We start from the raw sequence: 22,308 nt of genomic DNA, 5'->3' as shown, positions 1-22,308 counted from the left end.
AGTGCAGTTTGCGCGCTCGCAAAAGGCACTCCTACGCTCTCACTAGTACACAGTTTACGACGTACACGAGGGAGCGGGGAAATGCGTGTTCTGATCTCCGGCGGGGGCATCGCCGGTCCGGCCCTGGCGTTCTGGCTGCACCGGGCCGGAGCCGACGTCACGATCGTCGAGCGAGCGCCGGCGCCACGTCCGGGCGGGCACGCGGTGGATGTTCGCGGCGTTGCCCGGGGCGTCGTCGAGCGGATGGGCCTGCGCGAGGCGATCCGGGCGCGGCAGGTCGACGAGCGGGGGTTCGCGCTCGTCGACGCCCGGGGGCGGAAGCTGGCCACGATGCCGGCCGATCTCTTCGGCGGTGAGGGCATCGTGGCCGAGATCGAGATCGCCCGGGGCGACCTGGCCGCGATCCTGCGCGAGGCGACCGCCCGTGACGTGGACTGGCGGTTCGGCGACCGGATCACGGCACTGACGCTCGACGGTGACGTCACGTTCGCGAGCGGTGGCCGGGAGCGCTTCGACATCGTGGTCGGCGCCGATGGGGTCCGGTCGGGCACGCGGAAGCTGGCGTTCGGGCCGCACGAGGAGTTCGTCCGTCCGCTCGGCGGCTGGGGGTCGTACTTCTCCGTGCCCGACCCCGGGGACCTGGGAGGCTGGTTCGAGATGTTCAACGCGCCCGGCGGCCGGGTCGCCGGCATCCGTCCCGAGCGTGGCGGCACGGCCAAGGCCAGTCTCAGTTTTCGCACCGATGAGGCTTTTGTCAGAATGGCAAAAGATGATCAGATGAGGGTTCTGGAGCAGCGCTTTGCGGGCGTCGGCTGGCGGGTTCCCGGCATGTTGTCCGGAATGTCCGACGCGGACGACTTCTACTTCGACGAGATCAGCCAGGTGCACGTGGAGAAGTGGTCGCGCGGGCGGGTCGTGCTGCTCGGCGACGCCGGCTACTGCGGCTCCCCGCTGGCCGGCCTCGGCAGCAGCATGAGCCTGGTCGGGGCGTACGTGCTGGCCGGCGAGCTGGCCGCCGCGAGCTCGCCCGAGGACGGGTTCGCGGCGTACCAGAACGAGATGGCGGCCTACGTCGCCGACGGGACGCGGCTGCCGCCGGGCGGGATCGGCGGTTTCGCCCCGAACGGCCGCCTGATGATCCGCATGCGCGCGACCTCGATGCGCATGATGGGCCGGTGGCCGATGAAGGGCATCCTCGCGAAGCAGTTCGCGAAGTCCGACGCCATCACGCTCAAGGACTACGCGTTCGCCGCCGCCTAGCTCTTGAGGCAGATGTCGAACGGGTGGCCGGCCGGGTCGAGCAGCACCCGCCAGCGGTCTGGGGTGGGTTGCTCGGCCGGCTTGGTGGCGCCCAGCGCGAGCGCCTGCTCCTCGGCCTGGTCCAGGTCGTCGACGTAGAGGTCGAGGTGGTAGCGCTTCGGGGTCTTCTCGTCCGGCCAGCCGGGCCCCGAGTAACCGGGCACCCGGCCGAAGCCCAGGCTCGTCGTGCCGTCGCCGATCATGGCGTAGTCGCCCTCGCTGTGCAGCACCTCCCAGCCCAGCACCCGGGAGTAGAAGGTGGCGAGCGCGCCCGGGTCCTCGGCGTCGAGGCTGATCATGGCAAGTGTCGCGAATCCAGTCATGCCGAGCATCCTGGCGGCCAAGGCTGACACCTTCTGTCAGTCACTTCAGAAAGACCAGCCCGTCGAGGACGACGCCCGGGCGTTCCACGCTGATGCGAACCGTGTGCGTGCCGCTCGACGACCAGTACCGGGTCCAGACCGCCTCGCGATACCGGGTTCTGGGGGCGCGTAGGTCGATCGCACCTTGGTCCGCGCCGTCCACCCGGATCCGCATGCGCCCGGAGCCCGTGGCCCGGCTCACCGCGAGCGCGGCCGACCGTCCGGTGAAGGTCCAACTCGCGGTGGAACCGGCGGTCGTGCTGCCGAGCGCCACGCCGCCGAGATGGCGGGGGTTGCGCAGGGCGTGCCAGATCCCGGTGCGCCGGGCCACGCCCTCCGACACGACGATCGGCGTGCGGGTGACCGAGGCGCTCACCGCATTGCCGGCCCGGTCGGTGGCCCGCAGGCCGAACGTGGCCGGAACCGCCGGCTTGACCGTGCCGGTCCGGCTGCGTGTCGCGACGCCCAGGTTGATCGAGGCGGGCCGCAGCAGCCGCACCGCCGACAGCCCGTTCACGTCGGTGGCCCGCCAGCCGAGCCGGATCGGCACCGAGCCGTCGAGCGAGCCGGTCCGCAGGGCGACGTCCGGCCCGTACGTGAAGACCGGCGCCTTCGCGTCCGACACCACCCGGACCGCGGTGGTGACCGCCCGGCCGGAGAGGTGCACGGCCCGCACCGCGACGGTGTGCCCGCCGGGCGCCAGGCGCAGCGCGGTGGTCCGGTGCGAGCCCGGCGCGGCGATGGCCAGTTTGCCGTCGACCCAGATCTCGAACCGGGCGATCAGCGCGCTCGGCGTCGCCACGGTCCAGAGCGGCCGGATCGCGCCGCGGGTGTAGAGCAGCGGCCCGAGCTTGACCGCGCCCGGCACGCGCAGCAGCCGCAGCCCGATCGGCGCCGCCCCGGCGATCGCCCTGATCTGCGGGAGTTGGCGGTAGAGGGAGTCGCCCGGGCAGTCGGTGCGGCCGGCGTCCCGGTGGCCGGAGATCCGGTACATGGTGACCCGCCGCCCGAGCGGGTACCGGTCGCCGCCGCCCGAGGTGTAGACGACCTTGCCGTTGGGCGGGTTGCCGGCGGCCCCGAGCTTGTAGGCGGCCACGGTGGCGATCGCGGTGCGCACGGCGGGGGAGACGCCCACCGCGTCGTACGTGCCGATGACCGCGACCGCGCTGGCGTCGGTGTTGAAGCCGAGCGTGTGCGCGCCGAGCACGTTCCGGCCGACCCCGCCGCCGCGTCCCTCGAAGATCGTGCCGCACTTGTCGACCAGGAAGTTGTAGCCGATGTCGTCCCAGCCCTTGATGCGGATCTGGTAGGCCTGGATGCCGCGGACGATGGCGGCCGAGTCCCGGCAGGAGTAGCCGTTGCCGGTTGCCGTGTGGTGCACGAAGAAGACCTGGACCGGGCCGGTGTAGGCGGGGGCGGACCGGACGATCGTCTCGTTCGCGCCCCAGCCGGCCCGGGTGACCATGCGCGGGACCGGCCGGGCCGGCATCGGCGCGCTCGTCATGGCCGGCGCCGACTCGATCCGGCCGCTCGGCCGCTCGGCGTCCGGGTTGATCAGGTCGACCCGCAGTCCGGCCGGGAGGGCGCCGCGGTCGCCCGCGATCCGGGCCTCGACCCCGTTCGACCGACCCACCCACAGCGGGTCGGTCGAGCCGCGCCGGTCACCGGCCGCCGTGCCGTCGGCCTCGAGGGTGCGCCAGCCGGTCCAGCGGCCGGTGCCCAGGTCCCGCGTGCGGACCTGAATGGTTCCGTCGATTCGTGCATTCGGGTCGGTCCAGGTGACTCCCACCAGACCGAATGGTTTCGTTCCGCGCGCGACGGCCGGGAATGCCAGCGTCTGCAATGGCGGATCGGCGGAATCCGGGGCCGCTTTCGCGGGCGCCGGCGCGGGTGCAAAAATGATCATGGCAAGGAGCGCGGCGAGGCGCTTCGTCCGATTCCGGCGCACGTAGTCCCCCGTGGTACAGGTTGATCGGCCACGTGCCAGGTTGCCGTCTTCGTCGATCGGTGTCCGGCAAATTACGCACTATGTCTTGTTATTTGGGCATCCAAAAACCGACAAACAACTCAACCAATCAATTTCGGGTACGGGCTGGACCTGCGCCCCCGTTCGATAAAGAATGCATCCGTTCCGCCGATGGAAGGATGTGACCAGAGTCGACGCCACCGCCATGCGCCGCGCGCCGTTGCGTGCCCGGGTTGCCTGGCTGCACGTCGTTCTCGGCCTCGGCGCGGTCGCGGTCTTCTTCCTCGGCCCGGCCGGCCTGCAGACCCCGATCAGCGCGCTCGTGCTGATCGCGGGCATGACGGCGATCCACCTCGGCCCGCGGTTCAACCTCGGGCCGGCCGACCGGACGCCGTGGCGGTTGCTGATCGTCGCGGGCTACCTCTACATCGTCGCGGCCCTGATCCGGGTGGCCGTGCCGGAGACGCTGACGATCCCGCCACCGCCGATCGCGCTCGTGCCCGATCTGATCACGGTTCCGGCGTACCTCTGCATGGGTTATGCCCTCGCCGTGATGCTGCGCCGGCGCCGCGCCGCCGAGGACGACCCGGCCCGGGTCGACGCCGTGCTGATGGGCCTCGCTTTCGCCTTCCTGATCTGGTCGTTCGTGATCGCGCCGTCGTTCGCCGACAAGCACATGTCGGTGATCCAGCTGATCGACGCGCTGTTCCCGGTCATCGACGTGGTGCTGGTGACGCTGGTCGCTCAGCTGATCTTCGCGGGAGGCGCGCGCACCGCCGCGCTCTGGCTGATGATGGCCGGCTCGACCGCCATGTTCGCCGCCGACCTGCTGTTCAGCCTGCGTGACACCGGCATCCTGCAGCTCTCGCAGCGGCCGATCGACGGGCTGTTCCTGGTCATGTTCGTGCTGATGCCGGCGGCCGCCTGGCACCCCTCGACCCGCACGCTGGTCGAGCCCCAGCAGGTCGTCGTCCACGAGATGAGCCGGCTGCGCCTGGTCGTGATCGGTCTCGTGGTCGTGGTCCCGACGATCGTGACCTCGCTGATGCCGCTCGGCGCGACGGCCTACGACCTGATCCGGGCGATCCTCTGCGCGCTGATCGTGCTGAGCGTCCTGGCCCGGGTCGTACGCTCGAACAACTCCCGGGTCCGGGCCGAGCGGGCCACCCGGCGCCGCGCCACCCACGACGGGCTGACCGACCTGCCCAACCGGGAGCTGCTGTCGGAGACCATCGCGCGCTGGGCCGAGCAGGCGGTCGACGAGCACCTCGAGGTGAGCCTGCTCTTCATCGACCTCGACCGGTTCAAGATGATCAACGACCACTGGGGTCACCAGGTCGGCGACGAGCTGCTCTGCTCGGTCGCGTCGCGGCTCAGCGAGCAGGTGCGGTCCGAGGACGTGGTGGCCCGCATCGGCGGCGACGAGTTCGTGATCGCCCTGGCCAGCCCCTCGCACCTGCGCCTGGCCGAGTCGCTGGCCGACCGGCTGCTGTGCGAGTTCGCCCGGCCGTACGCGCTCTCCGTCGGCGACGTGGTCATCTCGGCCTCGATCGGCGTGGCCAAGTCGACCGGCGGCGCGCACGCGCTGGAGCTGATCCGCGACGCCGACACCGCGATGTACAAGGCCAAGGGCTCGGGCCGCAACTCGTACGCCCTCTTCGACAACTCGCTGCGCGAACAGGTGCGCGACCGGGTCAAGCTCGAGCAGTCGCTGCGCGGCGCGCTCGAGCGCGGCGAGCTGGCCGTGCACTTCCAGCCGATCGTCGACCTCCGCGGCGAGCAGCTGGACGGCTTCGAGGCGCTCATGCGCTGGGACTCGCCCGAGCTCGGGTCGGTCTCGCCGATGGAGTTCATCCCGATCGCCGAGGAGACCGGGATGATCGAGCAGATGGGCGCCTGGCTGCTGCGCGAGTCGGCCCGCCAGCTGCTGGCCTGGACCGACATCCGCGGCCCCGGCGCGCGCCCGTTGCACGTCTCGGTGAACGTCTCGGTCCGGCAGCTGCGCGACGGCGCGCTGGTGCGGATCGTCGACGAGGTCCTGCGCGAGACCGGCCTGCCGCCGGAGGCGCTGTGGCTGGAGATCACCGAGTCGGGCGTGATGGCCGACGTCGACGCGGCGCTGCTCACCCTCAACGCGCTGCATGCGCTGGGCGTCACCCTCTGCATCGACGATTTCGGTACGGGATATTCGTCGCTCTCCTACCTGCACCGGCTCCCGGTCGGCATCGTCAAGATCGACCGCTCCTTCATCCGAGACTGCGGCCAGGCCGGCACGAACGAGCCGATCGTCCGCGCCGTGCTGGCGATGACCCACGCGATGGGCCACCGCGTGGTGGCCGAGGGCGTGGAGACCGAAACCCAGCGCGACTGGCTCCGCGAGCAGGGCTGCGACCTGGTGCAGGGCTGGCTCTACGGCAAGGCCGACCGCCCGGCCAACCTGGCGCACTGGATCGAGCGCGTCCCCGCCTGAGGATTTCGGCTCCGCGAACGACGGGCGGTGGCGGTCACGTGGACCGGGGAAGCGAGTGGACTCGTCGCTCGGTCAGGTCGGGAAGGTGCCGTGCGGCCGTCGCGAAGTCGTTGTCGTCATGGAGGATCACGACTCCGCGGATGGCGGCGCAGGCGCAGATCAGCAGATCTACGCATGACAACGCTCGATGCGCTCCGGCGCGCATCAGGCGATATTGCGCGGACTCGACCCATTGCCATGCGGACTTGGGCACCGGCACGTCCGGATAGAGATCAACGAACATGGAGGTCATCTGCTCGTACTCGTCAAGGTTGCGGGCCGAGCGGCGAAACTCGGTGCGTTGGGGCTGGCATGATCCGATCGCGTGGCCGGAGATCACGTCGGCCCAGCCGGACCGCACCTCGGCATCGCGTAGCAGCCGCCACAGTGCCGACGAGTCGGCGAGATAGCGGATCACGCAGTAGGCGCCTTGCCCGCTGCGTGCATGTCCTGCCATCCCTCGTAGTCCCACGTCTGAGCGGCGGCGGCGTAGTGATCGAGTGCCGCGATGCGGCGGTGCCGAGCTGCGTACTCCCGCAGGGCGAGGTTTACCGTCTCCTTCTTGCTTCGCGCACCGGAGAGCCGCATCGCCTCGGCGAGCGCGTCATCATCAAGATCGATTTGAGTTATGGCCACAGCAGCTCCATTGTTGGTGATGTACAAAGCTCCCGTACATCTTCACCATAGCAAGCGGGGGCGCCAGCACACCTGCTCGGCGGTCGACCTCGACCGGCCGAGCCGCCCGCAGCCGGCCCCGGCTCAACGCGCACTACTGGTGTGCTGTGAACGGTTCGCGTCATCCCTCCACCTGTTCTGTCCCGAGACATGTGTCAAGGGGAAGTCCCGGTAGATGTGTCACGGGTTGTTGATCATGGTGTTGGGGTGAGGGTGATGTAGGTCTTGTCGGGCTGCAGGGTGAGGTGGCCGATGGGGTGGCCGTCGGGGTCGTAGACGGTGACGCGTGTGCCGTCGCGGATGGCGGTGACGGTGGTGCCGGCGTAGGGCGTGCCGACGCTGGTGCGGTGCCCGGCGATGCCGATGGCGCCGTTGCTGGCGACCAGGCAGTGGTGCACGGTGGCGTCGGTTTGCCGGGGCAGGGTGGTGGGTCCGCCGAGGCTGGCCGCGGTGGTCCAGGCCTGGTGGGGGGGTGGCCCGGTGGGGCAGGGCGCTGTGCCGTCGGGTGTTGTAGTGGCCGCGGTAGGTGTCGAGCAGGGTTTGCAGGTTGGTGATGGTGTCGGGGATCGGGTGGCCGGCCAGCCATTTCTTCAGTGTTTGGTGGTGGCGTTCGACCTTGCCGCAGGTCTGCGGGTGATTGGGGGCTGGAGTGGATCGGCCGGACCCCATGATCGAGCAGGCATTGGGTGAAGGTGGAGATCGAGCCGGGTTGGGTCAGCCGGCTGGTGAACGCGCTGCCGTTGTCCGACAGCACGATCGCCGGGACCCCGTAGCCGGTGAACGCCTGTCGGATCGCGACGATGGCGTCCTCGGCGGTCTCGGCGGGCGCGGCCCGGCAGGCCAGCAGGGTGCGGGTGCAGTCGTCGAGGACCTCGAACACCGCGGCCAGGCTGCCGTCGGTCAACCGTACGTTGGTGGCGTCGATCTGGTAGCAGTCGCGGGGCCGGGCATAGACGAACCGCCGCAACGAGCTGCGCGGCCGTTTCGCCGGGTTCCGCTCGAGCAGATCATGGCGGGCCAGGACCCGGTTGATCGTCGAGCGGGACGGCACCCGCCAGGCCGGACCGGTCCGCTCGTGCAGCTCGATCAGCGCGTCACGGATGAAGTCAGCGCCGTTGTCCGGGGCCAACTCGACCCGCAACTTCACGATCCACGCGTCCAGCTCCGGCGGCGTCACCTGCGGACTCGACCGCGGCCGCCGGGACCGCTCCTGCCACTGGCCCTCGGCCCGGGTCCGGGCCTGATGCCGGTACACCGTGCGGACCGACACGCCGTGTCCCCGCGCGAACTCGGCCGCGTTCACCGGCACCCCGGCCGCGAGCTGGGCATCCAGCAGGTTCATCACATGCCGCCGAGAAGCCATACCCGATAGCACGGACCAACCCGGCCATGATCGCAGCCAGGTGACGCATGTATCGGGACTTCAGCACTGACACATGTCATCGGACTGAATAGTCATCCCTCCACCGGTATAGACGCAAGGCGCTCACCTACCGCCGTTCCGACGGCCCGCTCCGCCGCGTCCCTCGCCGCTCCGGTGAACGCCGATCCACGCTGCCACATCCGCAAGCATCCAGATCTTGCCCTGGGACAGTTCGGCGATGGGCTCGGGAAAGTCGGAGCGTCACGCTGCGGTTCGCATGGTGCAACGTCCGGTCCACCTCTAGCTCACCTTCGCGGGCGCCGGCGTTGAATGAGGTATCGCGCGAACCACGCTTTCGCCGAGTGGGCACGTGCTGGCTGTTGACGATCGAGCTGGTGGCCTCAGGCGGTTGTTTCCTGCCAGGGGTCGATGAGCGAGATTCCGGTGTCGGTGAAGTCGTTGGTGTTGCGCGTGGCCAGGGTCGCACCCTGCGATCGGCAGATAGCGGCGATCTGGCCGTCGAATCCGCTGATCGGGTTGCCGTCCGCTTCGCGGCCGGCGACCACGTCCGCATAGGCGGTGGCCGCTGCGAGGTCGAAGGGCAGGACCTGGTGGGGGAAGGCGGCGAAGATTTCGTCGGCCGCCTGATGCAGGTCATGCTTACGGCGGCTGTCGGGGAGCCGTGCGATGCCGTAGCGGATCTCGGCGACCGTGACCGCCGTGGTGTAGAGGCCGGTGCTGGAGGTTTGGTGCAGCCAGGCGAGCACGGCCGGAGCCGGGGCGGAACGCATCAGTTCGGATACGACGTTGGTGTCGAGGACGATCATCACTCGCCGAAGTCCGCCGCTCGGGGTGGGGCGGTGCGAGCCGGAATGTCCAGGTCGACTCCGCCCAGCTGCGCGAAGCGGTCGGTCAGCGCGCCGAACAGGTCGGTTCGCGGTCCGTCTTCCTCAGTGGCGGCGGCGGTGAGGATCAGGCGGATCTCGGCCTCCATGGAGCGGCCGTTCCGGGCCGCCCGGAGGCGCAGCTTCTCTTTGACGGAGTCGTCCAGGTCTCGGATGCTGAGAGCCGCCATTGTCTCATCCCCCTGTCACTCGGGCTGATAGCAATGCTAGCGCGCCCCCTCCCCAGGCGCGCCGGCCGCGCGCATCGCCTGCTCTACCAGGCCGGTGATCGTCCAGCCGGCGATGCGCTCGAACGACGGCTCGCGCGCGGTCCCGCCCTCGGCCAGCGCTGCCGCCAAGTGCGGGAACTCGCCGCCGGCGATCGCGGACGTGATCAGGGCGACCTGCTCGGGGACCGGCGTCGCGTTCGCCCGCTCGCCCATCACGAACGCCGCCACGAAGCCCGTGATCAGCGCGATGATCTCCATCTTGGTCGGCCCGTCGAGGCCGGTCGGCGCGAGCGCCGCCAACCCCTCCTCGAGGTAGGCGAGCATGTGCGTGCCGGTCAGCCGGCGGTCCGGCAGCGCCGCCGGCAGCCACGGGTGGGCCAGCATCAGCTCCCGCTGCGCGCCCGCCAGCGCGAGCAGGTCGGCTCGCCAGTCGCCGGTCGCCGGCACCCGCCGGGCCGCCGCGCCGACCCGGTCGACCATCAGGTCGAGCAGCCGGTCCCGGTTGTCGACGTACGTGTAGAGCGACATCGCGCCGGCGCCGATCTCGGTGGCGATCCGGCGCATCGTGACGGCGGCCAGCCCCTCGGCGTCCGCGACCCGGATCGCCGCCTCCACGACCTGGTCACGGGTGTGCTGCGGCGGGCGTCCGCGGGCCATCGATGCCTCCTGCTACTATTTTCGGTACGCCGTACGATAAAGGAGCCGCACGATGCGAAGACTCCCACTTCTTGTCCGGATGTTGCGGCGGCGGACCCGCAAGGGACCGTCCGCACGGTACGACGTGCGCTGGGAGCGGGCGCTCCCGGTGCCCGCGGCCGACGGCAGCCCGCTGCTCACCGACCACTACGCACCGGTCACCGACGACCCGTGCCCGACCGTCCTGATCCGCGCGCCCTACATTCGCGCCGGCTTCCCGTTCAACTACCTCTACGGCGCGCTGGTCGCCGAGCAGGGCTTCCACGTGGTGCTGCAGAACTGCCGGGGCACCGGCGGGTCGGGCGGCCGGTTCCATGTCTGGCGCAACGAGCCGGCCGACGGGCAGGCGGCGGTCGCCTGGCTGCGCGGTCAGGCGTGGTTCACCGGCGAGCTCTACACACTCGGTGCGAGCTACATGGCGTACGCGCAATGGGCCTTGGGAATCGATCCGCCGCCGGAGTGGCGCGGCGCCGTCATGCAGATCGGCATGGCGGACCTGCGGGACTTCTCCTGGCCGGGCGGTGCGTTCGCGCTCGAGCGCTCGCTGGTCGGCGGCATCGCGCTGTTCGGGCAGGCGCGCACCGCGCGGCACTACGCGTGGGCGATCGCCCGCATGCAGCGCAACTGGAAGAAGGCGGTCGGGCGGGTGCCGCTCCTGGACGCCTATCCGGCGGTGTTCGGGGGTCGCCGGCCGGCGTTCGAGGAGTGTCTTGCCCACCCCGAACCGGATCACTGGGCCGACGGCGACCTCATGCCGGTCGCCGACAAGCTGGCCGTGCCGGTCAGCCTCTGTACCGGCTGGTGGGACCTGGCGCCCGGCCAGGTGATCGAGCAGTACCAGCGGCTGCGGGCGGCCGGGCACGACCCGGACCTGCTGATCGGGCCGTGGACGCACACGTCGTCGCTCGAGGACGGGTGGGACGAGATCTTCGGCCAGGCGCTGCGGCGGCTGCGCGGTGAGCGGCCGGCCGCCCCGGTGCGGGTCTTCATCGGCGGGGCCGAGGAGTGGCGCGACCTGCCGTCGTGGCCGCCGCCCGGGCGCGAGGAGCGGTGGGCGTTCACTCCGGACAAGACCCGTTTCCGGTACGACCCGGCCGACCCGACCCCGTCGATCGGGGGAGCGCTGCAGTCGAAGACGCAGGGACGGCACGACAACGCCGGGCTCGAGGCCCGCGCCGACGTGCTCACCTTCACCGGCGAGCCGCTCGCCGAGGCGGTCGAGGTGATGGGCCCGGTGCGGGCCGAGCTCGACGCGTCGACCACGGCGGCCAGTGGCGATCTCTTCGCCCGCCTCTGCGACGTCGACCCGGCCGGCCGGTCGGTGAACGTCTGCGACGGGCTGACCCGCTTCACCGGCGCCGGCCGGGTCGTGGTCGAGATGGGGCCGGCCGGTCACCGGTTCCGGCCCGGCCATCGCCTGCGGCTGATGCTGGCCGGCGGCGCGCATCCGCGCTACCTGCGCAACTACGGCACCGGCGAGCCGCCCGGGCCGGCCACCCGGATGGTCGCCACCGAGACCGCGATCGAGCCCACGTCGGCCCTGGTGCTGCCCATGGTTTAGCCGCCGTCGCCGGAGGGGTAATGCGGGTCGCCGCATCCCCACCGATCGAGGAGTGACTATGCCCATCCAGGGTGTCTTTTACGTGATCGCCGTCATTCTGCTCGCGCTGGCGGCGCTGCCGATCCCGGCCCGGGGCATCAGCCTCGCCCTGCTCGGTGCCGCCTTCGCGCTGCTCGCCTACTCGTGGGACACGATCACGAGCTGACCGGCCCGCCCGGCTCGATGATCAGGACCACCTTGCCGCGGCCGTGGCGTGACTCCACGGCCGCGTGCGCCGCGACGACGTCGGTGAACGGGTAGGCGCGGACCGGCATCGTGACCCGACCCCGGGCGGCGAGGTCGATCACCCGGGCGAGCCGCTCGGGACTTCGACCGGCCCGGACCACGCGGGCGCCGTGCTCGGCGGCGGCCTTGTCGTCCACGATCGTGCCGACGCGGTCGGGGGCGATGCCGAGCGACACCGACTGGGCGATCGCTTCGCCGCCGGCCGCGTCGAGCGCGACCGTCGGGGTGAGCCCCCGGGCGCGGATCTGGGAGACCAGACCGGGCCCGTACGCCACCGGGATCGCGCCCAGCCGGCGCAGGTAGTCGTGGTTGCCCGGGCTCGCCGTGCCGATCACGGTGGCGCCCTCGGCCCGGGCCAGCTGCACCGCGACCGTGCCGACGCTGCCGGCGGCCGCGTGCACCAGCAGCACGTCGTCGCCGCGCACACCGAGCTCCAGCAGCGCGCCGCTCGCCGTCTGCGAGGCCGCGACGAGCGCGGCGGCGGTGGGCAGATCCAGGCGATCCGGTTTCCGCACCACATTCGATGCGGACGCGACGACCAGTTCGGCGTACGCGCTCATCATCGTGGAGCCCAGGACCGCGTCACCCACCTCGAGTCCCACGACGCCCGCGCCGACGCTGTCGACCACGCCGGCGTACTCCTGGCCGATCTGCTGCGGGAAGCTGACCTTCGCCCACGGCATCCGGCCGCTGCGGACGGCGACGTCGAACGGCTGTACCCCGGCCGCCCGCACCCGGACCCGCACCTCGCCCGGCCCCGGCTCGGGATCGGGCAGGTCGGCGAGGTGGAGGACGTCGGGAGGCCCGAAGCGGTCGAAGACGGCTGCTCTCATGGCGAGCACTCTGCAACTTCAAGTGCGCTTGAGGTCAAGCGAGCCGGGGCGCGGCCCGCCCGTCGTGCAGGAAACGGCCGTCGCCGACGAAGGTGATCGTGCGGTAGGCGCCCTCGAACGGCTCGCTGGTCACGAACGTGTCGCCGGTCAGCGGCACGCAGCGCATCGTCGCCGGCGGCACCCCGTTCTCCGCGGCGACCCCCTGCGCGGTGACCGTGACGTCGAGCCCCTCGTCGGCCACGGCGACGTCGTAGCGGTTGAGCCCGTAGGCGTAACTGCCCGCGAAGCGCTCGGGTCCGGGGCCGGCCGGGGTGCCCGACGGGGCCGGTCGCGGCGGCACGGTCACGCCGGTGGCGTCCTTGATGATCCGGTCGAGCAGCGTGTCGAAGACGGCGTCGGCCTCGCCACCGTTGGCCGTCATCGCGACGACCAGGTCGTGCCCGGGAACGACCCGCCAGAGGGTGCTCTGCCCGATCGTGCCGCCGTCGTGGCCGATGACCGGGGTGCCGTTCCAGTCGAAGAGGGCGATGCCCAGCCCGTACCGGTCGGCCGTTCGTCCCGGCACGCCCGGGATCGAGACCTGCGCCGTGGTCATCGCCGCGACGGCGTCGGCCGAGATCGGGCCGTTCTTCGGGGACAGGAGGGCTCGTCCGAACCGGACCAGCTCGCGTGGTGCGGCGCTCGGTGCGCTTCCGGCCGGGCCGAGCGAGCGCGGGAGCAGCCACTCCCGGTAGATGTCGCCGCGATGATCGTGGCCGGCCGACGCGCGGAAGAGGATCGCCTCCTCGGGCAGCAGGGCCATGTGTGTCACGCCGAGCGGGGTGATGAGCCGATCGCGCAGCGCGGTCTCCCAGAGGGTTCCGCGCAGGCGGGCGACGAGCGCTCCGGCGACCGCGAAACCCGAGTTGCTGTACGAGTAGAGCGCGCCGACCGGGTGCACCTGGCCGGCCGCCTCGGCGAGGTAGGCGAGGTAGCGCTCGAGGGCGTCGTCGCCCCGGCCGGTGTCCTCGAACAGGTCGCCCTCGAAGCCGGCCGTGTGGGTCAGCAGGTTGCGGACCGTGACGGTCTCGGTCGCCTCCTGGTCGGCGACCGCGAACTCCGGAAGGTAGCGGCGGACCGGCTCGTCGAGGTCGACCCGGCCCTCGTCGACCAGCTGCAGGACGAGCGCGGCCGTCCAGACCTTGGTGACCGAGCCGATCTGGAAGAGGCTGTCGGGCGTCGCGCGTACGCCGGTGTCGCGGTTGAGGACGCCGGCGGCGGCTTCGGTCAGCTTGCCGTCGTGGCCGACGGCGACCGCCGCGCCGGGGACGTCGTGCGCGCGGATCGCGTCGTGCAGGAGCTCCTGGAGCTCGTTCCCCGTGGTCATGGAGAGCACTCTATGTTTTTCGGCGGCGCGGCTCGGCCATTTACGGCGGCGCTTTACGGCGGCGCCGCTCGGCTTTGAGCGGCGCCGCCGGAGCGTCGGTCAGGAGCCGATCGTGCAGAGGTTGTCGACCTCCTGGCCGTCCTTGGCGATCTTGTCCTCGATGCCGGGCGGGACCTCGCCGGTCTTGACCGCGTTGGCCAGCTTGGCGTAGTCGTCGGCGACGGCGTTGAGCGCGTTCTTGACGTTGTCGTGCTTGGCCTTGGCCGCGGCCGCCTTGAGGTCGTTGGCCGTCTTGGTCAGCGACGCCTCGTCGACGTTGCTGCCGCTGGCGAGGATCGCGGCCTTGCCCGAGACGCAGCCCGGGTCGGCGACGGTCGATTGCGAGAGCGCGGCGATCAGGGCGATTCCGGCGCCCATGATGATCACCGAGATGATCACACCGGCGATCGCCAGACCGCGGCCCTTGGCCTTGCCTGCGCCGGTCTTGAAGATCGCGATCAGGCTCAGGATGAAGCCGATCAGCGGCAGGAAGAACGCCAGGATGAAGCCGGCGATGGCGAGGCCGCTGCGCCCTTGCTGCGGGGGCGGCGGCGCCTGGAAGTTGGACGGGTAGCCGGGCTGCTGGCCCGGGTACTGCGACTGGCCCGGGTACTGGGACTGATCCGCGTACTGCGGCTGGCTCGGGTACTGCGGCTGGTCCGGCTGCGGCGGGAACTGCTGCTGGCCGGGCGGCGGCGGGTACGACACGGTCGAGGTCCTATCAGGAAAAGTTCAGGTTTGGAGCTTCGAGACAGTAGCCGGTGCTGGCCAGGGGTGCTGTCGCGTATCTCAATCGTTATTGCCGGGTGGTCGTCGGCAAGCCGACAGACCGGGCTGATCTACTTCCCCGGTGACTGACCTGCCCGATCTCATCGTCCGATGGCAGCGCGGCTGGAGTGTGGCCCGCGGGCTGCCCGCCGCCGACCCGGTCCCCGGCGGCCTGCGCGTGCGGTGCCAGCAGCCCGGACGCGACGTGGAGTACGTCGCGCTCGACCCTTCGTCGCTGCCCGCGCTGGCCGATGCGGTGCTCCGGGAGGACGAGATCACCTGGCTGACCGTGCCGACGACGACGCCCGAGGCGACTGCGGCCGTACTGCGGGATTCCGGGCTCGTTCTGCTCAAACGCGCGGAACAGCTGATGGCGGTCAAGCTGCGTGAACAGCCGCAGAGCGCGCTCGCCGGACCGTACCGCCTGGAGGGTCACGTATCCGGTCAGGTCGCCACCGTCACCGTGTGGTTCTCTCCGCCTCCGGTGGATCCGCCCGCTTCGCCGGAGACGTCGCCCGTCACCGCTGTGGACAGCCCGGGGAAAGTGTCATACCCGGGCCCTAACCTGACCCCACCCAGTCGAGGGTGGGGTGGAGTTGAGGCCGCGCACGGCACCATGGGCCTGAGCGGCCGCGACGCGGTGGCCGACCGCATCCTGACCGCGCCCGGGCACCGCCGCCGTGGCCTCGCCCGCGTGGTGATGGGCGCCCTGGCCGAGGCCGCCGCCGCCGCGGGCGCCGAGCACGGCCTCCTGATCGCCAGCGAGGAGGGCCGGCACCTCTACGCCGCGCTCGGCTGGCGCGCGGTGGCCGACGTCCTGATCGCCGCCCCGCCCGGGACCGACTATCCGGCCTGACGTGTCGTATCCTTCGCCAGCCGATCAAGGACGGGGAGGAACATGTCGTACCAGCAGCCGGGCTACCCGCCGCCGCCTCCGGGCCCGCAGCAGGGTGGCGGTGGCGGCGCCATCGCGCTCACCTTGAAGTACCACCCGCTGGCCTTCATGCTCGCCCTGTTCAAGCCGCAGACCGAGATCAACGGCCACGTGGTGGCGAACGCCTGGGGCCGCCAGGTGATCGCGGTGCCCGCCGGCCAGTACATGCTGCACGTGCACATCCCGTACTTCCTGCCGCCCCGGATGGGCCCGGCCGACCTGCCGGTGAACGTCTATCCGGGCCAGACGGTCGAGCTCGAGTACCGGGCCCCGATGGCCATCTGGTACAAGGGCGCGCTGGGCGCCCCACCGCAGAAGTGGCCGGGCGCCGTCTTCCAGATCATCTTGCTGGCCATCGTCGGCGTCATCCTGCTGTGCATCTGCGGCGGCGTGCTGGTAGGCATCCTGAGCGGCGGCGACAGCAGCACGTCGCTGCCGGTCCTGCACCAGGTTGCCGGGCATCTGCGTAGTTAGGCTCGGCGTGGCTCCGTGAGCGGGCCCGACGGTCTGGCAGGATCTTGGGGTGCTGGAGGAACTTGACACGTCCGTGCTCGGCGAGCGCCAACGCCAGATTCTCGGCGTCATTCAGAAATGGGCGCTCCGGTACGGCTACTCGCCGTCCACCCGGGAGATCGCCGACTCGCTCGGGGTCGTCTCGGTCTCGACCGTCGGGCGGCATCTGCGGGTTCTCGAGGAGCACGGCTACCTGCGCCGCGGGCGGGCGGCGACCCGGCCGGTGGACGTGCGCTCGTTCCTGCGGCCGGACGACAGCCCGCGGCCCGACGCCGCCGCGACCACCACGGTGCCCGTGCTCGGCGACATCGCCGCCGGGACGCCGATCCTCGCCGAGCAGAGCTCGGACGAGGTGCTCAGCCTGCCGCGGGACCTGGTCGGGCGGGGGCAGCTCTTCGGGCTGCGGGTGCGCGGGGACTCGATGATCGACGCGGCCATCTGCGACGGCGACATCGTCGTCGTCAAGCAGCAGCCGGAGGCCTTCAACGGCGACATCGTGGCCGCGATGATCGACGACGAGGCGACGGTGAAGGTGTACCGGCGACGGGCGGGACACGTGGTGCTCGAGCCGCGCAACCCGGCGTACGAGAACATCGACGGTGACCGGGCCGTCGTGCTCGGGAAAGTTGTGTCGGTTCTGCGCCGGACATGACCCCCGGGCGCGGCCTCGCTACCGTTATCGCGTGTCTCAGATCCCGTGGTGGGGCCTTCCCCTCATCGCCCTGCTGTTCGCGCTGCTCGGAGCGGCCGCGGCGATGCTCGTCACCGCGCGTGACGAGCTCGTGCGCAGCCGCCGCAAGCGGACCAAGCGGTGGTACGAGGAGCGTAAGGACGCGTACGTCGGCCTGCTCTCCGTCTTCGAACGCGATACCTACCGCTTGCGCGCCGCCTACGACGCCGGGGGGAAGCCGACCCCGGCGCTGGCCTACGTCGACGAGGTGGGACCGGCGTTGATGCGGGTCCGGCTGCTGGCGTCGGGACCGGTCCGGAGCGCGGCCCTCGCCGTACATGTGCTGCTGCAGAAGTTGCACGGTGAGATGAATCCCGCCGCGGTGCCCGGCGTGCAACCGCAGATCCATTTCCGCGAGCTGCTCACCCAGGTTCCGCTGGTGATGCAGCAGTTCGAGGCGGCCGTACGCGATGAGCTGGGCATCGATACCGAGGCGCCGGCCAAGGCGCCGTCACACAACGGCCGCACCCGGTTCCTTCGCAAGCCGCCGCCCCTGGATGATCTTGCCGATATCGGGCAGGATCTAAGTCGTGACCGATGAGAAGCTCGACGATGTGTCCGCCGCGGTCGTGCGCAGCGGGATCGTGGCGATCCTTCGCGCACCGACCGCAGACAGCTTTGCCGCCGTCGCCGACGTCCTGATCGGCGCGGGGATCACCGCGCTCGAGGTCACGCTGACCTCGCGGGGCGCGATCGACGCGCTCGCCGGCCTGCGCCGCCAGCTGCCCTCGACGGTGGCGGTCGGCGCCGGCACCGTGCTCACCGAGGACGACGCGAAGGCCGCGATCGACGCCGGCGCCGCCTTCCTCGTGTCCCCGGTGCTCGACCCGTCGCTGGTGGCGAGCACGCCGGTGCCGTTCTACCCGGGCACGTCCAGCCCGACCGAGATTTACGAGGCGTACAAGGCCGGCGCGCCCCTGGTGAAGTTGTTCCCGGCGGCCGGGCTCGGCCCGCGTTTCCTGCGCGACGTGCGCGGCCCGCTGCCGCAGATCAACGTGATGCCGACCGGTGGCATCAAGATCGAGGACATCGCGGACTGGCTGTTCGCGGGGGCCAAGGCGGTCGGCATCGGCAGTCCGCTGATCGGCGACGCCGCCCAGGGCGGCAGCATGAAGGCGCTCGCGGCGCGCGCCCGGCACGCGGTCAGCGCGGTAGCGTTCGCCCGGTCATGACCGGCGGCCTGTTCACCTTCGGCGAGGCGATGGGGCTGGTCGCCGCCGACGGCGTCGGCCCCCTCGCGTACGCCCGCAGCTTCTCCTTCGGCATCGGCGGCGCGGAGAGCAACGTCGCGATCGGCGTCGCCCGCCTCGGCGGCAGATCCACCTGGCTCGGCCGCGTCGGCCCGGACGCGACCGGCGCGCTGATCGGCCGCCGCCTCACCGACGCCGGCGTGCGCGCCCTGACCATCCCGGACGACATGTTCACCGGCCTGATGGTGCGCTACCGGCGGTCGGGCGAGTTCATGCACGTCGACTACCACCGCGCGGGCAGCGCCGGCTCCCGGCTGACCCCGCACGACATTCCGGGCGTGGAGCTGCGCGAGGCCGGCATCGTGCACGTCACCGGCATCACCCCGGCGCTGAGCGAGACCTGCCGGGCCGCCGTCTTCCAGTCGGTCGAGACGGCGCTGGCCGCGGGCGTGCCGGTGTCGGTCGACGTGAACTACCGCAGCAAGCTGTGGTCGCGCTTCGACGCCGCGCCGGTGCTGCGTGACCTGGTCTCGATGGCCGACATCGTCTTCGCCGGGCCGGAGGAGGCGGCGCTGTTCGTCGACGGCGACGATCCGCTCGGCGGCCTGGCCAAGCTCGGCCCGACCGAGGTGATCGTCAAGGACGGCGGGCGCGGCTGCGTCGCGCAGATCAACGGCGTACGCCACGAGGTCCCCGCGCTGCCGGTGACCGTGATCGACCCAGTCGGCGCGGGGGACGCCTTCGTGGCCGGCTATCTCGCCGACCGGCTGGCCGGCGCCGCGGCCGATCAGTGCCTGCGCACGGCGATCGCGGCCGGCGCGTTCGCGGTCACCGTGCCGGGCGACTGCGAGGGCCTGCCCGACCGGGCCGAGCTGGCGGCACTGACCGGCGGCGACATCAGTCGATAGGGCAGGTCTTGCCCCGCGGCGGCACGGTCAGCGAGACGAGGTAGTCGTCCGCGGTCTTCTTCATACATTCATTGAGCGTGTACGCCCCATGGCCGGCGCCGTCGTAGGTGACCAGGACCCCGTGCCGGCCCAGTTGCCGCTCCACGGACTTCGCCCAGTTGAGCCCGGTGGCCGCATCGTGGCGGGAGTTGAGCAGCAGGATCGGCGTTTTGGTGTGGACGTCGAGCGGGTGCTGCGTGTTTACCACCGGTCTCCAGCCGAGGCAGTTCGTCAGCGCGAAGACTTGCGGCGGATAACCGGTGTCGTTGGCAATTTTGGCCGTCTTGTCGAGCAAGGCGCGGTATTCCGCGTAATTCCGCACCGGAAGCGACCAATCCGCGCAGAAGGCCGGAGTCACCACGCCCAGATCGGTGATGTGCAGCGCTGGCCCTCCGTCGTCCACGCCGGAGAGATAGTCGGCCAGGACGGCGTAGTCGGCATCCTTGAGCCGTTTCAGGCCGACCGCGAGCAGGTCGAACTGGTTGTGCGTGCCGATCAGCCGGTGCCACACCGTACGGGCGCCGCCGCGCTCGTCGTTGTTCAGCGAACAGGCGGCGCCGGCCTCGTCACACCAGCCGGCGAAGTCGTCGAAAGCGTCCTCGAACGCGGCCGCCTGGCTGGTCAGGAACGCGGCCGTGGTCGGCACGCTGTGGTCGTCGACGCTCTCCAGCACCATGGCCCGTACGCGCTGGGGGTAGTGCTCGGCGTACTGCTCGCCGAGCAGCGTCCCGTACGAGCTGCCGTGGAAGCTGATCTGCCGCTCGCCGAGCGCCGCCCGCAGCGCGTCCACGTCGCGGATGTTGCTCAGCATGTCGGCGTGATCCCAGAGCGGTCCGGTGAGGCTCCGGCAGCCCGCCCAGAGCCTCCGGTTGTAGTCGAGCGTCGCGTCGAAGTCCGCCTGGCTGGTCAGCACCGGCGCGGGCCGGGCGCCGGCCGCCTCGGGATCGCATCGCACCGGGTGACTGCCGTTCGAGCCGCGCGGGTCGAAGCCGACGATGTCGAAGCGGCTCCGGATCGTCGTGCTGAACCTTTCGTAGCCGTTGACCACCCGATCGGCGCCCGGGTCCCAGGGTCCGCCCGGCCCCCAGACCAGCGTGCCGAGCTTGTGGGCCTGGTCGGTGGCCGGGCGGCGGGCGACGGACAGCTCGATCGTGCCGCGGCCGGGACGGGCCCAGTCGATCGGCACGGTGAGCATGGCGCACCGGACGTCGGCGTTCTTGGCGTCGCCGCAGTCGTGCCAGGCGAGCGCGGCCGCCGCGGGCGGAGCGGGAACCGGCAGCGCGGCGGCTATCAGCAGGGGGAGCAACAGGTTCATGGGTTCGAGCCTGGTCGATCGGTTGGCTTTCGTTGATCAGGCGAATTCCCCCACCGAACCCCGATCTTTTCCCGGCGTGGTGTGACCGGATCGTTCCGGCCTCGGTCGCGATGGTGTCTTTCCGGCGGCGGGGCCGCGCGCGTTGAATCACCTTATGACAAACGCGCTGATCGTGATCGACGTGCAGGAATCGTTCCGGGCCCGCCCGCTCTGGGAGACGCTCGACAACCCTTCGCTGATCGCCAATGTCTCCCGCTTGGTCGAAGCGGCCCGGGCCAACGGCGAAACGGTGGTCTGGGTGGTGCACTCGGAGCCGGGAACGGGCGGCGAGTTCGATCCGGCGAACGGGCACGTACGGGTGGTGAGCGAGCTCGAGCCGGCCAAGGACGAGCCGTTCGTGACGAAGACCTCGCACAACGCCTTCACCACCACCAACCTGGGTCAGGTGCTCACGATGGCCGGCGTGACGTCGGTGACGGTCTGCGGCCTGCGCACCGAGCAGTGCGTCGAGACGACCGCGCGGGTGGCCTCCGATTTCGGGTACGAGGTCACGTTCGTCACCGACGCCACCGGCACCTTCCCGATCCCGCACTGGGACGCACCGGCCGACCAGACGGTGGCCGAGCTTCTCGGCGACCCGCGCACCCTTTCCGCGGCCGACGTCGTGGCCCGCACGGAGTACGCTCTGGCCGGTCGTTTTGCCGCCGTCCGCACTACGGACGACTATCTGGGGGTGTGACCGGATCGTGACCCGGGTGGTATTCGTGCTGACGCCGCAGGTGCATCTGCTCGACCTGGCCGGCCCCGCGCAGGTGTTCACCACCGCCGAGGGGTACGAGGTCGGCTACGTGGCCGAGGCGTCACCGGTGCCCACCTGGCAGGGCGTCTCGCTGAACGCGCCGGCCGACTGGCCGGCGCTCACTCCCCGCGACCTGGTGCTGGTCCCCGGCTGGCGCGACGGGTACGGCGCCTTCGCCGCCGGCACGCTGAGCCGGATAGCCGGCCATCACGCCGCCGGTGGCACCGTCGCCAGCGTCTGCGCGGGCGCCGACGCTCTGGGGCGGGCCGGCCTGCTCGACGGCCGCCGCTGCACCACCCACCACGATCTGCAGGACCGCCTGGCTCGCACGTACCCGAAAGCCACGGTCGTGCGCGACGTGCTCTACGTCAGCGACGACCGGGTGGTCACCTCCGCCGGCATCGCGAGCGGCATCGACCTGGCCCTGCACCTGGTGGCCCAGCACCGGGGCGCGGCCGCCGCCGCCCGCGCGGCCCGCGAGATGGTCGTCTACGGCCGGCGCAACGGCGACGAGCCCCAGGACAGCGCGATGCTCCGGCACCGGGCCCACCTGTCCGACGTCGTCCACCGGGTCCAGGACCGGATCGACGCGGCGTTCGCCTCCCCGCTGCCGCTGGCCACGCTGGCCGCCGCCGCGGGCGTCAGCGAACGCACCCTGACCCGCCTGTTCACGTCCGCAACGGGCCGCACCCCGCTGCGCTACCAGCAGCTGCTGCGCGTGGAGCGAGCCGAGTACTTGATCGGCCACGGCGCAACGGTCGAAAGCGCGGCGCGGGCGGTCGGTTTCGCGGACGCCCGCATGTTGCGCCGTTTGCGAGCCCGTTTGGTTCTGCCTTCGGTGGTGCGGCGGGTCATGTAGTCGCGAGTGGGTTGGTGGGTGGCGAGTCGGGTGAGGGCGATGGTGTAGAGGGCTCGGTTGGCTTGGCGGTCGCCGCCGCGGTTGAGTCGGTGGCGGTTGGTTTTGCCGGATGAGGCGTTGATCGGGTTGCTGCCGCAGAGGGCGGCGAACGCCGGTTTCGGCGTCGATGGTGTCGGTTTTGCCGC

At 71.2% G+C, this 22,308-nt stretch carries 25 protein-coding genes and 3 pseudogenes; 13 read left to right on the top strand and 15 right to left on the bottom strand.

All coding sequences use genetic code 11. From position 1 onward, the window contains the following. Window positions 1–81 precede the first annotated feature (81 nt). A complete protein-coding gene (locus tag ACQP2F_RS36715) occupies window positions 82–1,260 on the top strand; it encodes an FAD-dependent monooxygenase (RefSeq protein ID WP_433295775.1) in 1,179 nt (392 codons plus the stop codon). Here ACQP2F_RS36715 and ACQP2F_RS36710 read toward each other — a convergent pair. Continuing rightward, on the bottom strand, window positions 1,257–1,622 hold the full coding sequence (locus tag ACQP2F_RS36710; protein ID WP_433295773.1) for a VOC family protein: 366 nt from the start codon (window positions 1,620–1,622) through the stop codon (window positions 1,257–1,259). The two genes, ACQP2F_RS36715 and ACQP2F_RS36710, sit on opposite strands and share 4 nt — an antisense overlap. A gap of 40 nt (window positions 1,623–1,662) precedes the next feature. Beyond that, window positions 1,663–3,450 carry an N-acetylmuramoyl-L-alanine amidase gene (locus ACQP2F_RS36705; RefSeq protein WP_433295771.1) on the bottom strand — a complete coding sequence of 596 codons (1,788 nt, stop codon included), beginning with the start codon at window positions 3,448–3,450 and terminating at the stop codon, window positions 1,663–1,665. 358 nt (window positions 3,451–3,808) lie between these two features. Between ACQP2F_RS36705 and ACQP2F_RS36700 the strand changes: the two genes are divergently transcribed. Further along, complete coding sequence (locus tag ACQP2F_RS36700) at window positions 3,809–6,097, top strand: putative bifunctional diguanylate cyclase/phosphodiesterase (RefSeq protein ID WP_433295769.1); 2,289 nt, start codon at window positions 3,809–3,811, stop codon at window positions 6,095–6,097. Window positions 6,098–6,131: 34 nt separating this feature from the next. Here the strand turns inward: ACQP2F_RS36700 and ACQP2F_RS36695 are convergent, their stop codons facing one another. The 5 genes and pseudogenes from ACQP2F_RS36695 to ACQP2F_RS36675 all read right to left on the bottom strand — a co-directional run. After that, complete coding sequence (locus ACQP2F_RS36695) at window positions 6,132–6,554, bottom strand: hypothetical protein (protein ID WP_433295766.1); 423 nt, start codon at window positions 6,552–6,554, stop codon at window positions 6,132–6,134. Next, the gene (locus ACQP2F_RS36690; RefSeq protein WP_433295764.1) at window positions 6,551–6,799 is read right to left on the bottom strand and encodes a type II toxin-antitoxin system VapB family antitoxin; all 249 of its coding nucleotides are present in this window, start codon (window positions 6,797–6,799) and stop codon (window positions 6,551–6,553) included. Before ACQP2F_RS36690 ends, ACQP2F_RS36695 begins: the two co-directional genes overlap by 4 nt. A gap of 206 nt (window positions 6,800–7,005) precedes the next feature. Then, window positions 7,006–7,209 carry a hypothetical protein gene (locus ACQP2F_RS36685; RefSeq protein ID WP_433307959.1) on the bottom strand — a complete coding sequence of 68 codons (204 nt, stop codon included), beginning with the start codon at window positions 7,207–7,209 and terminating at the stop codon, window positions 7,006–7,008. Window positions 7,210–7,351: 142 nt separating this feature from the next. Next, window positions 7,352–7,480: pseudogene (locus tag ACQP2F_RS36680) on the bottom strand (IS481 family transposase); the annotation flags it as partial. A gap of 22 nt (window positions 7,481–7,502) precedes the next feature. Next, a pseudogene (locus ACQP2F_RS36675) lies at window positions 7,503–7,862 on the bottom strand (DDE-type integrase/transposase/recombinase); the annotation flags it as partial. Here ACQP2F_RS36675 and ACQP2F_RS36670 point away from each other — a divergent pair. After that, window positions 7,840–8,055, top strand: coding sequence for a hypothetical protein (locus ACQP2F_RS36670; RefSeq protein WP_433307956.1), 216 nt, complete (start codon window positions 7,840–7,842; stop codon window positions 8,053–8,055). The pseudogene ACQP2F_RS36675 and the gene ACQP2F_RS36670 sit on opposite strands and share 23 nt — an antisense overlap. A 520-nt stretch (window positions 8,056–8,575) precedes the next feature. Here the strand turns inward: ACQP2F_RS36670 and ACQP2F_RS36665 are convergent. From ACQP2F_RS36665 to ACQP2F_RS36655, 3 genes are read right to left on the bottom strand one after another with little or no spacing between them, the layout of a single operon-like run. After that, the gene (locus ACQP2F_RS36665) at window positions 8,576–9,001 is read right to left on the bottom strand and encodes a type II toxin-antitoxin system VapC family toxin (protein ID WP_433295762.1); all 426 of its coding nucleotides are present in this window, start codon (window positions 8,999–9,001) and stop codon (window positions 8,576–8,578) included. Then, window positions 9,001–9,249, bottom strand: coding sequence for a FitA-like ribbon-helix-helix domain-containing protein (locus tag ACQP2F_RS36660; RefSeq protein ID WP_433295760.1), 249 nt, complete (start codon window positions 9,247–9,249; stop codon window positions 9,001–9,003). The genes ACQP2F_RS36665 and ACQP2F_RS36660 overlap by 1 nt, the downstream gene beginning before the upstream one ends. A 36-nt stretch (window positions 9,250–9,285) precedes the next feature. Next, window positions 9,286–9,945: a TetR/AcrR family transcriptional regulator gene (locus tag ACQP2F_RS36655; RefSeq protein WP_433295758.1), complete on the bottom strand. Its 660-nt coding sequence runs from the start codon at window positions 9,943–9,945 to the stop codon at window positions 9,286–9,288. 52 nt (window positions 9,946–9,997) lie between these two features. On the opposite strand from ACQP2F_RS36655, the gene ACQP2F_RS36650 reads away from it, so the two are divergent. Together ACQP2F_RS36650 and ACQP2F_RS36645 are read left to right on the top strand one after the other, a co-directional pair. Beyond that, window positions 9,998–11,545: a CocE/NonD family hydrolase gene (locus ACQP2F_RS36650; protein WP_433295756.1), complete on the top strand. Its 1,548-nt coding sequence runs from the start codon at window positions 9,998–10,000 to the stop codon at window positions 11,543–11,545. A 58-nt stretch (window positions 11,546–11,603) separates the two neighbouring features. Further along, window positions 11,604–11,750: a hypothetical protein gene (locus tag ACQP2F_RS36645; RefSeq protein ID WP_433295754.1), complete on the top strand. Its 147-nt coding sequence runs from the start codon at window positions 11,604–11,606 to the stop codon at window positions 11,748–11,750. Here the strand turns inward: ACQP2F_RS36645 and ACQP2F_RS36640 are convergent. The 3 genes from ACQP2F_RS36640 to ACQP2F_RS36630 all read right to left on the bottom strand — a co-directional run bounded on the left by ACQP2F_RS36640 (window position 11,740) and on the right by ACQP2F_RS36630 (window position 14,776). Then, window positions 11,740–12,663: an NADP-dependent oxidoreductase gene (locus tag ACQP2F_RS36640; protein ID WP_433295752.1), complete on the bottom strand. Its 924-nt coding sequence runs from the start codon at window positions 12,661–12,663 to the stop codon at window positions 11,740–11,742. The two genes, ACQP2F_RS36645 and ACQP2F_RS36640, sit on opposite strands and share 11 nt — an antisense overlap. Before the next feature lie 34 nt (window positions 12,664–12,697). Beyond that, the gene (locus ACQP2F_RS36635; RefSeq protein WP_433295750.1) at window positions 12,698–14,029 is read right to left on the bottom strand and encodes a serine hydrolase domain-containing protein; all 1,332 of its coding nucleotides are present in this window, start codon (window positions 14,027–14,029) and stop codon (window positions 12,698–12,700) included. 99 nt (window positions 14,030–14,128) lie between these two features. Then, window positions 14,129–14,776 carry a DUF4190 domain-containing protein gene (locus ACQP2F_RS36630; protein WP_433295748.1) on the bottom strand — a complete coding sequence of 216 codons (648 nt, stop codon included), beginning with the start codon at window positions 14,774–14,776 and terminating at the stop codon, window positions 14,129–14,131. Between the two features lie 142 nt (window positions 14,777–14,918). Here ACQP2F_RS36630 and ACQP2F_RS36625 point away from each other — a divergent pair, with 142 nt between their 5' ends. From ACQP2F_RS36625 to ACQP2F_RS36600, 6 genes are read left to right on the top strand one after another with little or no spacing between them, the layout of a single operon-like run. Continuing rightward, a complete protein-coding gene (locus tag ACQP2F_RS36625; RefSeq protein ID WP_433295746.1) occupies window positions 14,919–15,692 on the top strand; it encodes a GNAT family N-acetyltransferase in 774 nt (257 codons plus the stop codon). Window positions 15,693–15,734: 42 nt separating this feature from the next. Beyond that, window positions 15,735–16,244 carry a hypothetical protein gene (locus ACQP2F_RS36620; RefSeq protein WP_433295744.1) on the top strand — a complete coding sequence of 170 codons (510 nt, stop codon included), beginning with the start codon at window positions 15,735–15,737 and terminating at the stop codon, window positions 16,242–16,244. Window positions 16,245–16,293: 49 nt separating this feature from the next. Next, window positions 16,294–16,935, top strand: a complete 642-nt coding sequence (gene lexA, locus ACQP2F_RS36615; protein ID WP_433295742.1) for a transcriptional repressor LexA — start codon at window positions 16,294–16,296, stop codon at window positions 16,933–16,935. 31 nt (window positions 16,936–16,966) lie between these two features. After that, entirely contained in the window at window positions 16,967–17,554 is a 588-nt protein-coding gene (locus tag ACQP2F_RS36610; RefSeq protein WP_433295740.1) for a hypothetical protein, read from the top strand. Next, a complete protein-coding gene (locus ACQP2F_RS36605; RefSeq protein ID WP_433295738.1) occupies window positions 17,544–18,185 on the top strand; it encodes a bifunctional 4-hydroxy-2-oxoglutarate aldolase/2-dehydro-3-deoxy-phosphogluconate aldolase in 642 nt (213 codons plus the stop codon). Before ACQP2F_RS36610 ends, ACQP2F_RS36605 begins: the two co-directional genes overlap by 11 nt. Continuing rightward, window positions 18,182–19,111 carry a sugar kinase gene (locus ACQP2F_RS36600; RefSeq protein ID WP_433295736.1) on the top strand — a complete coding sequence of 310 codons (930 nt, stop codon included), beginning with the start codon at window positions 18,182–18,184 and terminating at the stop codon, window positions 19,109–19,111. The genes ACQP2F_RS36605 and ACQP2F_RS36600 overlap by 4 nt, the downstream gene beginning before the upstream one ends. On the opposite strand, the gene ACQP2F_RS36595 is transcribed toward ACQP2F_RS36600, so the two are convergent. Next, window positions 19,101–20,465: an alpha/beta hydrolase gene (locus ACQP2F_RS36595; protein ID WP_433295734.1), complete on the bottom strand. Its 1,365-nt coding sequence runs from the start codon at window positions 20,463–20,465 to the stop codon at window positions 19,101–19,103. The genes ACQP2F_RS36600 and ACQP2F_RS36595 overlap by 11 nt on opposite strands. Before the next feature lie 154 nt (window positions 20,466–20,619). On the opposite strand from ACQP2F_RS36595, the gene ACQP2F_RS36590 reads away from it, so the two are divergent. Both ACQP2F_RS36590 and ACQP2F_RS36585 read left to right on the top strand, forming a co-directional pair. Continuing rightward, entirely contained in the window at window positions 20,620–21,204 is a 585-nt protein-coding gene (locus tag ACQP2F_RS36590) for a cysteine hydrolase family protein (RefSeq protein WP_433295732.1), read from the top strand. A 7-nt stretch (window positions 21,205–21,211) separates the two neighbouring features. After that, window positions 21,212–22,123, top strand: coding sequence for a GlxA family transcriptional regulator (locus ACQP2F_RS36585; protein ID WP_433295730.1), 912 nt, complete (start codon window positions 21,212–21,214; stop codon window positions 22,121–22,123). Window positions 22,124–22,179: 56 nt separating this feature from the next. On the opposite strand, the pseudogene ACQP2F_RS36580 reads toward ACQP2F_RS36585, so the two are convergent. After that, a pseudogene (locus ACQP2F_RS36580) lies at window positions 22,180–22,245 on the bottom strand (hypothetical protein); the annotation flags it as partial. Window positions 22,246–22,308: the final 63 nt, after the last annotated feature.

The sequence above is a fragment of the Actinoplanes sp. CA-030573 genome, from assembly GCF_050951115.1.
GTDB lineage: Bacteria > Actinomycetota > Actinomycetes > Mycobacteriales > Micromonosporaceae > Actinoplanes.
Note: the sequence above shows the minus strand (reverse complement) of the source record. Positions and strands in the feature narration are given on the sequence as shown.

Bases quoted from the DNA above. Each gene is read 5' to 3' on its own strand.
- ACQP2F_RS36660 (WP_433295760.1), bottom strand. From the start codon at position 9,249: ATGGCGGCTCTCAGCATCCGAGACCTGGACGACTCCGTCAAAGAGAAG.
- ACQP2F_RS36645 (WP_433295754.1), top strand. From the start codon at position 11,604: ATGCCCATCCAGGGTGTCTTTTACGTGATCGCCGTCATTCTGCTCGCG.
- ACQP2F_RS36650 (WP_433295756.1), top strand. From the start codon at position 9,998: ATGCGAAGACTCCCACTTCTTGTCCGGATGTTGCGGCGGCGGACCCGC.
- ACQP2F_RS36595 (WP_433295734.1), bottom strand. From the start codon at position 20,465: ATGAACCTGTTGCTCCCCCTGCTGATAGCCGCCGCGCTGCCGGTTCCC.
- ACQP2F_RS36710 (WP_433295773.1), bottom strand. From the start codon at position 1,622: ATGACTGGATTCGCGACACTTGCCATGATCAGCCTCGACGCCGAGGAC.
- ACQP2F_RS36640 (WP_433295752.1), bottom strand. From the start codon at position 12,663: ATGAGAGCAGCCGTCTTCGACCGCTTCGGGCCTCCCGACGTCCTCCAC.
- ACQP2F_RS36620 (WP_433295744.1), top strand. From the start codon at position 15,735: ATGTCGTACCAGCAGCCGGGCTACCCGCCGCCGCCTCCGGGCCCGCAG.
- ACQP2F_RS36635 (WP_433295750.1), bottom strand. From the start codon at position 14,029: ATGACCACGGGGAACGAGCTCCAGGAGCTCCTGCACGACGCGATCCGC.
- ACQP2F_RS36655 (WP_433295758.1), bottom strand. From the start codon at position 9,945: ATGGCCCGCGGACGCCCGCCGCAGCACACCCGTGACCAGGTCGTGGAG.
- ACQP2F_RS36665 (WP_433295762.1), bottom strand. From the start codon at position 9,001: ATGATCGTCCTCGACACCAACGTCGTATCCGAACTGATGCGTTCCGCC.
- ACQP2F_RS36590 (WP_433295732.1), top strand. From the start codon at position 20,620: ATGACAAACGCGCTGATCGTGATCGACGTGCAGGAATCGTTCCGGGCC.
- ACQP2F_RS36600 (WP_433295736.1), top strand. From the start codon at position 18,182: ATGACCGGCGGCCTGTTCACCTTCGGCGAGGCGATGGGGCTGGTCGCC.
- ACQP2F_RS36715 (WP_433295775.1), top strand. From the start codon at position 82: ATGCGTGTTCTGATCTCCGGCGGGGGCATCGCCGGTCCGGCCCTGGCG.